We start from the raw sequence: 13,052 nt of genomic DNA, 5'->3' as shown, positions 1-13,052 counted from the left end.
GGATGAAAATCATCATCCTCGGAGCAGGGCAGGTGGGCGGTTCACTGGCGGAACACCTGGCCAGCGAAGCCAACGACATCACCGTGGTCGATACCGATGGCGAACGCCTGCGCGATCTCGGCGACCGCCTGGACATCCGCACGGTACAAGGTCGTGGCTCATTCCCGACTGTGTTGCGTCAAGCCGGAGCGGATGATGCCGACATGCTGGTCGCGGTGACCAACAGTGATGAAACCAACATGGTCGCCTGCCAGGTCGCCCACACCCTGTTCCACACCCCGACCAAAATCGCCCGGGTTCGCGAAGCCGCGTACCTGACCCGCGAAGAGCAATTGTTCCAGAATGAAGCGATTCCGGTGGACGTGCTGATCAGCCCGGAACAAGTGGTTACCAACTACATCAAGCGCCTGATCCAGCACCCCGGCGCCTTGCAGGTGATCGACTTCGCCGAAGGCAAGGCGCAACTGGTGGCGGTGCGGGCGTACTACGGCGGGCCACTGGTGGGTCAGCAACTGCGGCAGTTGCGCGAGCACATGCCGAACGTTGAAACCCGTGTCGCGGCGATTTTCCGTCGTGACCGGCCGATCCTGCCCCAGGGCGACACGGTGATCGAGGCCGACGACGAAGTGTTTTTCATCGCCGCCAAAGCGAACATTCGCGCGGTCATGAGCGAAATGCGTCGTCTCGATGAAACCTATAAACGCATCGTCATCGCCGGTGGCGGGCAAATCGGCGAGCGTTTGGCCGAGGCCATCGAAAGCCGTTATCAGGTGAAAATCATCGAGATGAACCCGGCCCGTTGCCGTCATCTCTCGGACCACCTCGACAGCACCGTGGTGTTACAGGGCAGCGCCTCGGACCGCGACCTGCTGATGGAGGAGAACATCGCCGACGCGGATCTGTTCCTCGCCCTGACCAACGACGACGAAGCCAACATCATGTCGTCGCTTCTGGCCAAGCGCTTGGGTGCGAAGAAGGTGATGTCCATCATCAACAACCCGGCTTATGTCGATCTGATCCAGGGCGGTGACATCGACATCGCCATCAGCCCTCAACTCGCCACCATCGGCACCTTGCTGGCCCACGTGCGCCGGGGCGACATCGTCAGCGTGCACTCACTGCGCCGAGGCGCGGCGGAGGCCATCGAGGCGATTGCCCATGGTGATGCGAAATCAAGCAAGGTGATCGGCAAGGCCATCGAGAACATCGGCCTGCCGCCGGGCACCACCATCGGTGCGATCATCCGCGACGAAGAAGTGATCATTGCCCATGACGACACCGTGATCGAAACGGGCGACCATGTGATTTTGTTCCTTGTGGATAAAAAGCATATTCGCGATGTGGAGAAGTTGTTCCATGTGGGGTTGAGCTTCTTCTGATCCGGATTTTTCGGTGATCAGGCTGGCCTCATCGCGAGCAAGCTCGCTCCCACAGGGTTCTCGGTCGTACACACCATTTGTGTTTCTGAAGATCAACTGTGGGAGCGAGCTTGCTCGCGATAGCGGACTTCCAGATCCCGGATATCTTCCTGACACACCTCAAAAAGGAATCCACCAATGATCGAATCCCTGGAAAAAATGCTCGCCAAGGGTGTGGATAACGCTTTGCTACGCTTCGGCTTGGGCAAGGGCTATCTGGATCTGGGGGAGAACGCCAAGGCAGTGGAGCATTTTCAACGCTGCGTCGAATTCGACCCGAAGTATTCGGCGGCGTGGAAACTACTGGGCAAGGCCCACCTGGCGCTGGCGGACTTTGCGGCCGCGCGACAAGCCTGGGAGCAAGGCCTGGAAGCTGCCCGCGGCCATGGTGACAAACAGGCCGAGAAGGAAATGACAGTGTTCCTGAAGAAGCTCGAGCGTCAGGCGCACGCAGGCCAATAAAGATCAAAAGATCGTCCGAAGGCTCGGGCCGCGTTCGGACGATCTTTTGATTTTTTGCATCAATACCAGCGAGCTTCACCCGGTGGACGCTTCTTGAAGCGCTTCATGCTCCACATGTACTGGCTCGGATAAGCCCGCACATAGCGCTCGACCACCTGGCTCATGGCCGCGCAGGAGGTTTCGGTATCGGTGCTGTACATGGCCTCCGGCGCGGCTTCCAGTATTACCTTGTAACCTGAACCGTCCGGCAGGCGCAGTGCATGCAGGAACACGCCGACCGCCTTGCCGCCGGCGAGCATGTTCGGCACGAACTTGCTGGTCAGCGCCTGAGTGGCGAAGAACGGCACGAAGATCCCGGCGGATTCAGCCGGTTCCGGGTCAGCGGGAATGCCCACTGCGCCACCTTTGCGCACTTCCTTGATGACGCTGAGGATGCCTTCCTTGGTGGAAGCTGCGACCTTGTTACCCAACTGCACCCGCTGCTTTTGCAGCAATTCATCCACCGCCTTCAATTTGGGTGGACGGTAGAAAATGATCGGTTTGCACTGGCTGCAATAGAAGTGGTTGAGCACTTCCCAGTTGCCCAGGTGACTGGTGATGCCGACCACGCCTTTGCCGGACGCGAGGGCGTCTTTCAACACGTCGAGGCCTTCGACCTCGCGCACCAGGTCGATGGAACGCTGGGCGGGCCAGATCCAGGCACAGGCGCTTTCGGTCAGGGACTTGCCAATGTCCTTCAGGCTCTGGCCCACCAGGCGCTCACGCTCGGCAGGGTCCATGTCCGGAAAGCATTTGGACAGGTTGATCCGTACCACGTCGCGGGAACGGTTCGGGGTTTTCCACATGACCCAGCCAATCGCCGAGCCCACGGTCTGCACGGCCCTCCACGGAAGCAGGGCAAACAGCCGCAGAGCGCCTACCAGCAAGGCGCCTTTCAACTTATCCACAGGTCACTCCTGATCTTGTGCTGTGCGCGAGGCGGCCATTCTAACCGCCGTTCGCCAACTGCGCGTAGCGGTCGCAATCGCGGGTGTGATCCATGACCATGCCCGAGGCCTGCATCAGCGCGTAACAAATGGTCGGCCCGACGAACGTGAAACCGGCTTTTTTCAGGCCTTTGCTCATTTCCACGGCGGTCGGCGTAACGGCCGGGACTTCGCTGCGATCCTTGAAATGATTGATCACGGGCGTGCCACCGACAAACGACCAGAGAAACTCCACCGGGTCCTCCAGCGCCAGCCAGGCCTGGGCATTGCGCCGGGCCGCGTTGAGTTTGAGGCGGTTGCGGATGATGCCCGGATCGAGCATCAATTCGTCGATTTCGGCATCGCTCATCTGCGCTACGCGCTGGACGTCGAAGCCGAACATCACCTGGCGATAATGCTCGCGTTTGCGCAGCACCGTGATCCAGGAAAGCCCGGCCTGGAACCCTTCGAGCAAAAGCAACTCGAACAATCCCTGCGCATCGCGTAGCGGCGTGCCCCACTCCTGATCGTGATAAGCCATGTACAACGGATCTTCGGAACACCAAAAGCAGCGTGGCATAAGGCTCCAGGGGGCGTGCGCAGCAACGAATCGGGTATACTCCCGCTCTTTAAATCGCAGCCCAAGAAACAGGTGAATTTCGTGAGCCAGCCTACGCCAGCCGTGCGTACCTTCCAAGACTTGATCCTCGCCCTCCAGCAATACTGGGCCGAGCAAGGTTGTGTGGTACTTCAGCCCTACGATATGGAAGTAGGCGCCGGCACTTTCCACACTGCAACATTCCTGCGCGCCATTGGCCCGGAAACCTGGAACGCCGCCTACGTGCAGCCAAGCCGTCGTCCGACTGACGGCCGCTACGGCGAAAACCCGAACCGTCTGCAGCACTACTACCAGTTCCAGGTCGTCCTGAAGCCGAACCCGGACAATTTCCAGGAACTGTACCTGGGCTCCCTCAAGCACGTCGGCCTGGACCCGCTGGTCCACGACATCCGCTTCGTCGAAGACAACTGGGAATCGCCGACCCTCGGCGCCTGGGGTCTGGGCTGGGAAGTCTGGCTCAACGGCATGGAAGTCACCCAGTTCACCTACTTCCAGCAAGCGGGCGGCATCGAGTGCTACCCGGTGACCGGCGAGATCACCTACGGTCTCGAGCGTTTGGCCATGTACCTGCAAGGCGTGGACTCGGTCTACGACCTGGTCTGGGCTGACGGCCCGTTCGGCAAGGTGACCTACGGCGACGTGTTCCACCAGAACGAAGTGGAACAGTCGACCTACAACTTCGAACACGCCAACGTCGACAAGCTGTTCGAACTGTTCGATTTCTACGAAAGCGAAGCCAAGCGCCTGATCGAACTCGACCAGCCGCTGCCGTTGCCGAGCTACGAAATGGTGTTGAAGGCTTCCCACACCTTCAACCTGCTGGATGCGCGCCGGGCAATTTCCGTGACTGCGCGTCAGCAATACATCCTGCGTGTACGCACCCTGGCGCGTTCCGTTGCGCAAGCCTACCTGTTGGCTCGCGCCAAGCTGGGCTTCCCGATGGCGACCCCGGACCTGCGTGATGAAGTACTGGCCAAGCTGGAGGCTGCACAATGAGTGCTCTGGATTTTCTGGTTGAACTGGGCACTGAAGAACTGCCACCCAAAGCCCTGAACACCCTGGCCGAGGCGTTCCTCGCCGGTATCGACAAGGGCCTGCAAGCCGCCGGCCTGAACTACGAAAGCAAAACTGTTTATGCCGCCCCGCGCCGCCTGGCCGTGCTGATCACCTCGCTGGCCACCCAGCAGCCGGATCGCAGCATCAACCTCGACGGCCCGCCACGCCAGGCCGCATTCGATGCCGAAGGCAACCCGACCCAGGCGGCCCTGGGCTTCGCCAAGAAGTGCGGCGTCGAACTGAGCGAAATCGATCAGAGCGGCCCGAAACTGCGCTACAGCCAGAGCATCGCCGGCAAGGCGACCGCGAGCCTGCTGCCGACCATCGTCGAAGATTCCCTGAACGACCTGCCGATCCCGAAACGCATGCGTTGGGGCGCGCGCAAGGAAGAATTCGTTCGTCCGACCCAATGGCTGGTGATGCTGCTCGGTGACCAGGTCATCGATTGCACCATCCTCGCCCAGAAGGCCGGCCGCGATTCCCGTGGTCACCGCTTCCATCACCCGGAAAGCGTGCGCATCGGTTCGCCATCCAGCTACCTGGCCGACCTGCGTGCCGCCTACGTGCTGGCTGACGCCAACGAGCGTCGCGAGATCATCAGCAAGCGCACCGAAGAGCTGGCCACCCGTCAGGAAGGCACGGCAATCGTTCCGCCAGCGCTGCTCGATGAAGTGACCGCGCTGGTCGAATGGCCGGTGCCGCTGGTGTGCTCGTTCGAGGAACGCTTCCTCGACGTGCCACAGGAAGCCCTGATCACCACCATGCAGGACAACCAGAAGTACTTCTGCCTGCTGGATGCCGACGGCAAGTTGCTGCCACGTTTCATTACCGTGGCCAACATCGAAAGCAAAGACCCGCAGCAGATCATCGCCGGTAACGAGAAAGTGGTTCGCCCACGCCTGACCGACGCCGAGTTCTTCTTCAAGCAAGACAAGAAGCAGAAACTCGAAGACTTCAACCTGCGCCTGCAGAACGTGGTGTTCCAGGAAAAACTCGGCAGCGTCTACGACAAGGCCGAGCGCGTTTCCAAACTGGCCGCCTACATCGCGGCGCGCATTGGCGGCAACGCGTCGTGGGCTGCTCGTGCAGGCCTGCTGTCGAAGTGCGACCTGTCGACCGAAATGGTCGGCGAGTTCCCGGAGATGCAAGGTGTCGCCGGTTACTACTACGCCCTCAACGATGGCGAGCCGGAAGATGTCGCCCTGGCCCTGAACGAGCAGTACATGCCACGCGGTGCTGGCGCTGAACTGCCGTCCACCCTGACCGGTGCGGCCGTAGCCATCGCCGACAAGCTCGACACCCTCGTGGGTATTTTCGGTATCGGCATGCTGCCGACCGGCAGCAAAGACCCGTACGCACTGCGCCGCGCAGCGCTGGGTGTGCTGCGTATCCTGATCGAGAAGAAGCTGGACCTGGACCTGAACGACGCCGTGGCTTTCGCCGTGACGGCATTCGGTGCCAAGGTCAAAGCTGCCGGCTTGAACGATTCGGTCCTGGAGTTCATCTTCGACCGTCTGCGTGCCCGTTACGAAGACGAAGGCGTCGATGTTGCGACCTATCTGTCGGTTCGTGCCCTGAAGCCGGGTTCGGCCCTGGACTTCGACCAGCGCGTTCAAGCGGTGCAGGCCTTCCGCAAACTGCCGGAAGCCGCAGCATTGGCCGCGGTGAACAAGCGCGTGTCGAACTTGCTGAGCAAGGTCGAAGGCTCCGTTCCGACAGTCGTGGAAGCCAAGTACTTCGACAACGCCAACGAGTTCTCCCTGTACTCGGCGATCCAGCAGGCTGACCAGGCTGTACAGCCGATGGCCGCCTCGCGTCAGTACAGCGAATCCCTGGCACGCCTGGCTGCACTGCGCGAGCCGGTGGATGCGTTCTTCGAAGCCGTGATGGTCAACGCGGAGGACGCAAAAGTCCGCGCCAACCGTTATGCGTTGCTGGCGCGCCTGCGTGGGTTGTTCCTCGGGGTTGCCGATATTTCGCTGCTGGGTTGAGGGATTGCTGTTGAAACTGCTGATTCTCGATCGGGACGGAGTGATCAATTACGACTCCGACGCTTACATCAAGTCGGTGGAGGAGTGGATTCCGCTCCCCGGTTCGATCGAAGCCATCGCGCAGTTAAGCAAGGCCGGCTGGACGGTAGCGGTCGCCACCAACCAGTCGGGCATTGCTCGCGGCTATTACGACCTCGCCACCCTGGATGCCATGCACGAGCGCTTGCGCGCGCTGGTGGCAGAGCAGGGCGGTGAAGTCGGCCTGATCGTCTACTGCCCCCACGGGCCGGACGAAGGCTGCGATTGCCGCAAGCCGAAACCCGGGATGTTGAAAACCATCGCCGCTCATTACAACGTGTCGCTGACCAATCTCTGGTTCGTCGGCGACAGCCTTGGTGACCTGGAAGCCGCCAAAGCCGTCGATTCACAGCCAGTTTTGGTAAAGACCGGGAAAGGCGAAAAGACTTTGGGTAAAACCCTTCCGGTTGGCACGCTGATTTTTGACGATCTGGCGGCGATTGCCGCAGAACTTGTGCACAAATGCACTTAACTAAGTGTGCGCTTCTGAAATTCCTGGCATAGGATGATAGGGAAGTGCGCTTTACATAGGCGGGTATTTCCCGCAACGGTAAACGTCACCATGTCGATATTGCAGGCCATCAGAACCTTCCTCTTTTACCTGCTGCTGGGCACCAGCTCTTTGCTGTGGTGCAGCCTGAGCTTTTTTATCGCGCCGTTTCTGCCCTTCAAGGCACGTTACCGCTTTATCAACGTGTACTGGTGCCGCTGCGCCTTATGGCTGAGCAAAGTGTTTCTGGGCATTCGCTTCGAAGTGAAGGGTGCCGAGAACGTACCTGAACGGCCTTGCGTCATTCAGTCGAACCACCAGAGCACGTGGGAGACGTTCTTTCTCTCTGCTTACTTTTCACCGCTGAGCCAGGTGCTCAAACGTGAACTGCTCTATGTGCCGTTCTTCGGTTGGGCCATGGCCATGCTGCGACCGATCGCCATCGATCGCGACAACCCGAAAGCCGCACTCAAGCATGTTGCGAAGAAGGGCGATGAACTGCTCAAGGACAATGTCTGGGTGCTGATCTTCCCCGAAGGCACGCGCGTTCCTTTCGGCACCGTCGGAAAGTTCTCGCGCGGTGGCAGCGCATTGGCGGTCAACGCCGAATTGCCGGTGCTGCCGATTGCGCACAACGCAGGCAAGTTCTGGCCGAAAACCGGTTGGGCGAAGAAGCAGGGCGTCATCACTGTGATCATTGGTGCACCGATGTATGCCGAAGGCAACGGGCCACGAGCCATTGCCGAATTGAACGACCGGGTTCAGGCGTGGAATGAGCAGATGCAACGGGAAATGGGCTCGCTGCCACCGGCTCCGCAAGCGCCGGTTTCAAACGATCAGGTGGCTGTCTGAGATTCTGTGGATAACCTGTGTACCGTTCCACTGAAAACCGTCGTTATTTGTACGTAAGTTTATGATTTTTTTACATATTTCTCAGAGAGATAAAAATCATAAAAACGTGCATAAGTTTTTTTCGGACGTAAAAAAACCGGCTGATATAGCCGGTTTTTTTATGCCCGGAACAATCGCAGACTGGCGACATGACAGGGCGACCTGGGTCGCTCGCTTTCATTCTGTAAATAGCGGAAATTGCAGCCTGAATGTCGTGCCCCGACCCACCTCGCTCTGACACTTGATTCGCCCGCCGTGCCGATCCACAACGGCTTTGACCATCGACAATCCCAGCCCCACGCCATCGATACCCTGGGCGGAAGAAAAGCGCCGGTATTGGCTGAACAGTTCGGGTAACTCCTCTGCGGTGATGCCTTTGCCCTGATCGATGAGCTCACAGATCAGCCAGCCGTCGCGTTGACTGACGCGCAAATGGATACGAGTACCTGAAACACTGTACTTGATGGCATTTTCCAGCAGATTGAACAACGCCCGGGTCAGCAGTGCCTGATCCGCCAGAACCAGACTTTCCTGTGCCTCTTCTTCCACTTGATGAACCAGTTCGATCTGTTTCAGCTGCGCGATGGGCAGCGCCTGATCGAATACATCCAGTACCAGCATCGCAAACAGGCTCGGCTGAAACTGATAAGCCTCGGACTCGGCCCTCGCCAGTTGAACGAAGCCGTCAGTCAGTTCCAGGGCCCGGCGTACCTGCCTTTCGATTTGATCGAAGAGTTGCAGGTCACCGCCCACCTGATGACGATGCACATCGAGCAGCGCGAGGATGGCCGAGTGGGGTGCCCGCAGGTCGTGGGACAGAAAACGCAACAGGACCGCGCGTTGCTCTTCTGCATCACGTTCGACACTCAGGTCAGTCAGGTTCCACAACCAGCCGACAGGGGTTTCCCCGTCTACTGGTAACAGCTCGGCACGCTCCAGACGCAGGCTGCGTTCCTTTAGGTCGCGAAACTCCAGCAACGGCAGTGTCGATAAAGATGAGCCCGGCCCACGGTTCATATCCGGATAACCCAGCTGTTTAAGTCGCCCGAGCACATCATCGCCGACCAGATCGCCACCAAACAGGTCGCGGGCCTTGCGGTTGCCGAGCAGAATCTGCCCCTGGGGATCGCTGATCAACGTGGCCACCGGCAAGTACTCCAGGCCATCGGCGATAAATCGGTGGGTATCGCGGGTCAGGCTCATGGCTTGTTCCAGCGCCATGATCTGCTTCTGCAAACGGTCGCCACCGGGATACTGGGCACGACGGCGCTCCGGAAACACTTTCGGCTCGCTGTCCAACCGCGCCAATTCCCAACCGAAATAGGTCAGCACCACACTGAGGCGCCGCCAGTTCCAGATCAGATAACCAAACAGCATCCCCAGCACCGCAGGCGTCGGTGACCACCACCAGCGCTTGAACTCCGCAAGGCCGGCGCTGGTCAGCAACGCACAAGCCATCCCCGTGAGCGTCAACCAGAGCGCCAGGCGCGGGCGCCACAGCAGCAACCCGAGCACGCACGTCACCAGACCAAGGGAAAGCCCTGCGCTCAAGCCCGGGGATGCATCACCCAGGTTGATTTGCACGCGATAGGACAGCAACGTCGTCAGCGGTAACAGCACAAGACTTATCCACAACCACTCGCGCACCAATTGCCGAAACAATCGCTGTACCTGGCTGGGCTCTCGGCTTTCACGGCTACGTTGGTCAAACATGGCCAACAGGGCAGGGCGGGGTAAACGGTTTCATGATTCCTACGCCTGAGGATTCGACTCAAAGAATCATAGCGGACGCCGCGACCAACGGCGGGGCGCTTGCTTTCACTGTATCGATTGAGCCGCTATGGTCGATGAAGAGCTGCCCAAGCGACAAGGAATCACCTGTATGCGTGTTGCGATTCTGGACGATGAGCCCGCCGAACTGCGCCGGGTCGAACAAACCCTGCAACAAATGGCCGAAGCCGGAAAGCAGCCGTGGTCGCTGCACAGCTTCGAACGGGCCGAAGACCTGTTGCGACAATTGCGTCGGGAGACCTTCGACCTGCTGATCCTCGACTGGCAACTGCCAGACCTCACGGGTTTGTCATTGCTGCTATGGACCCGCGAACACATGGAAGCACCGCCGGCGGCAATCATGCTCACCAGTCGCGACGGCGAAAGCGATATCGTTCAGGCCCTGAATGCTGGCGCCGACGACTACGTCAGCAAACCTTTCCGCCCCAATGAACTGAAAGCCCGTGTTGGCGCGGTACTGCGCCGCCATGCCCAGCAGCGCGCAACTGCTGAAGTGTTGAGCTTCAATGGCCTCGTTTTCGACGACGCCGAACTGACCGTCACTCGCGACGGCAAACCGATCGTCATGACCGAACGCGAGTACCGCCTGGCGCATTGCCTGTTCAGCAACCTCGGCCGACCGCTGTCGCGGGATTACCTGTACGAACGACTCTGGCCCCATGAAGAAATGTCGTCGTCCCGGCCGCTGGATACGCACATCTATCGCCTGCGCAACAAGCTTGGCCTGACGGCGGACCGCGGTTGGCAGTTGCTGACGATTTACGGGTATGGGTATCGGTTGGAGAGTGTGGTGGGGGCGCGCGAGTGAAACGCAGGCAATAAAAAAGGCCAACGCAATGCGTTGGCCTTTTCATTGGCATCGACCGGGATCAGAAGTCCAGGTTGGACACCGCCAGGGCGTTGCTTTCGATGAAGTCACGACGAGGTTCGACCGCATCACCCATCAGGGTGTTGAAGATCTGGTCCGCGCCAATGGCGTCTTCGATGGTCACTTTGAGCATCCGGCGCTGGCTTGGGTCCATGGTGGTTTCCCACAGCTGATCCGGGTTCATTTCGCCCAGACCTTTGTATCGCTGGATGGTGTGACGCTTGGTGCTTTCAGCCATAAGCCATTCAAGGGCTTCCTTGAACTCGGTCACCGGCTTCTTGCGCTCGCCACGCTGGATGTACGCGCCGTCGTCCAGCAGGGTGCTCAGTTGAGCGCCTAGCGAAACGACAGTCTTGTAATCGTTGCTGCCGAAAAAGTCGCGGTTGAAGGTGACGTAGTTCGACAGGCCGTGGGAGATCAGTTCGACCTCTGGCAGCCAAACGTTACGTTCACGGTCTTCACGCAGGCTGGCTTTGTAAACCAGGCCGGACTTCTCGACGGTGCGCAGGCGAACTTCGTACTGAGCCAGCCAATCTTGCATCGCTGCGTGATCGGACAGTTGCTCCATGCTCACCGCTGGCAGGTAGATGAAGTGCTCGGTCAGCTCCTGTGGGTACAGGCGCGACAGACGCTTGAGGGTCTTCATCACCAGACGGAAGTCAGTCACCAGACGCTCGAGGGCTTCACCGGAGATACCCGGTGCTTCTTCGTTCAGGTGCAGGCTCGCATCTTCAAGCGCCGACTGCGTCATGTACTCTTCCATGGCGTCGTCGTCTTTGATGTATTGCTCTTGCTTGCCTTTCTTCACTTTGTACAGCGGCGGCTGGGCGATGTAGATGTAGCCACGCTCGATCAGCTCCGGCAATTGACGGAAGAAGAAGGTCAGCAGCAATGTACGGATGTGCGAACCGTCGACGTCAGCATCGGTCATGATGATGATGTTGTGGTAGCGCAGCTTGTCGATGTTGTACTCGTCGCGGCCGATGCCACAGCCCAGCGCGGTGATCAAGGTGCCCACTTCTTGCGAAGAGATCATCTTGTCGAAGCGCGCCTTCTCGACGTTCAGGATCTTGCCCTTCAGCGGCAGGATGGCTTGGGTCCGACGGTTACGTCCTTGCTTGGCAGAGCCACCCGCGGAGTCACCTTCCACGAGGTACAGTTCGGACAGGGCAGGGTCCTTTTCCTGGCAGTCGGCCAGTTTGCCTGGCAGGCCGGCGATGTCCAGCGCGCCTTTGCGGCGGGTCATCTCACGGGCTTTACGCGCCGCTTCACGGGCACGAGCCGCGTCGATCATCTTGCCGACGACCAGTTTGGCTTCGTTCGGGTTTTCCAGCAGGAAGTCGGAGAAGTACTTGCCCATTTCCTGTTCGACCGCGGTCTTCACTTCGGAAGACACCAGCTTGTCTTTGGTCTGGGAGCTGAACTTCGGATCCGGCACTTTTACCGAAATGATCGCGGTCAGGCCTTCACGGGCATCGTCACCGGTGGTGGCGACTTTATGCTTCTTCGCCAGGCCTTCTGCTTCGATGTAGGTGTTGAGGTTACGCGTCAGTGCGGAACGGAAACCCACCAGGTGAGTACCGCCGTCGCGCTGTGGGATGTTGTTGGTGAAGCACAACAGGTTCTCGTTGAAACTGTCGTTCCACTGCAGGGCGATTTCCACGCCGATGCCGTCTTCACGCTGAATGTTGAAGTGGAACACCTGGTTGACCGCAGTCTTGTTGGTGTTCAGGTATTCAACGAACGCACGCAGGCCGCCTTCGTACTTGAACAGCTCTTCCTTGCCGCTGCGCTCGTCCTTGAGGACGATGCCGACACCGGAGTTTAGGAAGGACAGTTCACGAATCCGCTTGGCCAGGATGTCCCAGCTGAAGTGGATATTCTTGAAGGTTTCAGCCGATGGCTTGAAGTGAATCTGGGTGCCCGTGGTTTCGCTCTCACCAACGATTTTCATCGGTTCTTGCGGAACACCGTGTACGTAAGTCTGTTCCCAGATTTTGCCGCTACGGCGAACGGTCAGGACCAGTTCTTTGGACAGTGCGTTCACCACCGACACACCTACACCGTGCAGACCACCGGATACTTTGTAGGAGTTGTCGTCGAACTTACCGCCGGCGTGCAGCACGGTCATGATGACCTCGGCTGCCGAAACGCCTTCTTCTTTGTGCACGTCTACCGGGATGCCACGACCGTTGTCACGAACGGTGATGGACTCATCCGGGTGGATGATGATGCTGATGTCGTCGCAGTGGCCGGCGAGAGCTTCGTCGATCGAGTTATCGACCACTTCGAACACCATGTGGTGCAGACCGCTGCCATCGTCGGTGTCACCAATGTACATACCGGGACGTTTGCGTACGGCATCCAGGCCTTTCAGCACTTTAATGCTCGTTGAGTCGTACGTATTTTCTTCGCTCAATGCC

Annotated in this window: 11 protein-coding genes; 7 read left to right on the top strand and 4 right to left on the bottom strand. The window is 59.1% G+C overall.

Features of this window, described 5'->3' with window-relative positions; translation table 11 throughout:
* Positions 1-2 precede the first annotated feature (2 nt).
* On the top strand, positions 3-1,379 hold the full coding sequence (gene trkA, locus AC1DU9_RS06540; RefSeq protein WP_223459120.1) for a Trk system potassium transporter TrkA: 1,377 nt from the start codon (positions 3-5) through the stop codon (positions 1,377-1,379).
* Positions 1,380-1,556: 177 nt separating this feature from the next.
* Positions 1,557-1,880: a tetratricopeptide repeat protein gene (locus AC1DU9_RS06535; RefSeq protein ID WP_223459118.1), complete on the top strand. Its 324-nt coding sequence runs from the start codon at positions 1,557-1,559 to the stop codon at positions 1,878-1,880.
* A gap of 59 nt (positions 1,881-1,939) precedes the next feature.
* On the opposite strand, the gene AC1DU9_RS06530 is transcribed toward AC1DU9_RS06535, so the two are convergent.
* Together AC1DU9_RS06530 and tag are read right to left on the bottom strand one after the other, a co-directional pair.
* The gene (locus AC1DU9_RS06530) at positions 1,940-2,827 is read right to left on the bottom strand and encodes a lysophospholipid acyltransferase (protein WP_223459116.1); all 888 of its coding nucleotides are present in this window, start codon (positions 2,825-2,827) and stop codon (positions 1,940-1,942) included.
* A 40-nt stretch (positions 2,828-2,867) separates the two neighbouring features.
* The gene (gene tag / locus AC1DU9_RS06525; protein WP_204932641.1) at positions 2,868-3,425 is read right to left on the bottom strand and encodes a DNA-3-methyladenine glycosylase I; all 558 of its coding nucleotides are present in this window, start codon (positions 3,423-3,425) and stop codon (positions 2,868-2,870) included.
* Positions 3,426-3,506: 81 nt separating this feature from the next.
* Between tag and glyQ the strand changes: the two genes are divergently transcribed.
* From glyQ to AC1DU9_RS06505, 4 genes are all read left to right on the top strand, one after another.
* Positions 3,507-4,460, top strand: coding sequence for a glycine--tRNA ligase subunit alpha (gene glyQ / locus AC1DU9_RS06520; RefSeq protein WP_003187265.1), 954 nt, complete (start codon positions 3,507-3,509; stop codon positions 4,458-4,460).
* Positions 4,457-6,511, top strand: a complete 2,055-nt coding sequence (gene glyS, locus AC1DU9_RS06515; RefSeq protein ID WP_477809909.1) for a glycine--tRNA ligase subunit beta — start codon at positions 4,457-4,459, stop codon at positions 6,509-6,511. The genes glyQ and glyS overlap by 4 nt, the downstream gene beginning before the upstream one ends.
* Positions 6,512-6,515: 4 nt before the next feature.
* Positions 6,516-7,061, top strand: coding sequence for a D-glycero-beta-D-manno-heptose 1,7-bisphosphate 7-phosphatase (gmhB, locus tag AC1DU9_RS06510; RefSeq protein WP_223459112.1), 546 nt, complete (start codon positions 6,516-6,518; stop codon positions 7,059-7,061).
* 90 nt (positions 7,062-7,151) lie between these two features.
* Complete coding sequence (locus AC1DU9_RS06505; RefSeq protein ID WP_477809908.1) at positions 7,152-7,931, top strand: lysophospholipid acyltransferase family protein; 780 nt, start codon at positions 7,152-7,154, stop codon at positions 7,929-7,931.
* A gap of 216 nt (positions 7,932-8,147) precedes the next feature.
* On the opposite strand, the gene AC1DU9_RS06500 is transcribed toward AC1DU9_RS06505, so the two are convergent.
* Positions 8,148-9,683 carry a sensor histidine kinase gene (locus AC1DU9_RS06500; protein ID WP_477809907.1) on the bottom strand — a complete coding sequence of 512 codons (1,536 nt, stop codon included), beginning with the start codon at positions 9,681-9,683 and terminating at the stop codon, positions 8,148-8,150.
* Between the two features lie 169 nt (positions 9,684-9,852).
* Here AC1DU9_RS06500 and AC1DU9_RS06495 point away from each other — a divergent pair, with 169 nt between their 5' ends.
* On the top strand, positions 9,853-10,569 hold the full coding sequence (locus AC1DU9_RS06495) for a response regulator transcription factor (RefSeq protein WP_223459106.1): 717 nt from the start codon (positions 9,853-9,855) through the stop codon (positions 10,567-10,569).
* A 61-nt stretch (positions 10,570-10,630) separates the two neighbouring features.
* Here AC1DU9_RS06495 and gyrB read toward each other — a convergent pair whose 3' ends face one another.
* The gene (gene gyrB / locus AC1DU9_RS06490) at positions 10,631-13,048 is read right to left on the bottom strand and encodes a DNA topoisomerase (ATP-hydrolyzing) subunit B (protein ID WP_095943029.1); all 2,418 of its coding nucleotides are present in this window, start codon (positions 13,046-13,048) and stop codon (positions 10,631-10,633) included.
* Positions 13,049-13,052: the final 4 nt, after the last annotated feature.

Source organism: Pseudomonas sp. P4_C1 (assembly GCF_056402155.1).
The sequence above is the reverse complement of the archived record's forward strand: the minus strand, read 5'-3'. Positions and strand labels throughout refer to the sequence as shown.

Bases quoted from the DNA above. Each gene is read 5' to 3' on its own strand.
- trkA (WP_223459120.1), top strand. From the start codon at position 3: ATGAAAATCATCATCCTCGGAGCAGGGCAGGTGGGCGGTTCACTGGCG.
- AC1DU9_RS06535 (WP_223459118.1), top strand. From the start codon at position 1,557: ATGATCGAATCCCTGGAAAAAATGCTCGCCAAGGGTGTGGATAACGCT.
- tag (WP_204932641.1), bottom strand. From the start codon at position 3,425: ATGCCACGCTGCTTTTGGTGTTCCGAAGATCCGTTGTACATGGCTTAT.
- glyS (WP_477809909.1), top strand. From the start codon at position 4,457: ATGAGTGCTCTGGATTTTCTGGTTGAACTGGGCACTGAAGAACTGCCA.
- AC1DU9_RS06505 (WP_477809908.1), top strand. From the start codon at position 7,152: ATGTCGATATTGCAGGCCATCAGAACCTTCCTCTTTTACCTGCTGCTG.
- AC1DU9_RS06500 (WP_477809907.1), bottom strand. From the start codon at position 9,683: ATGTTTGACCAACGTAGCCGTGAAAGCCGAGAGCCCAGCCAGGTACAG.
- AC1DU9_RS06495 (WP_223459106.1), top strand. From the start codon at position 9,853: ATGCGTGTTGCGATTCTGGACGATGAGCCCGCCGAACTGCGCCGGGTC.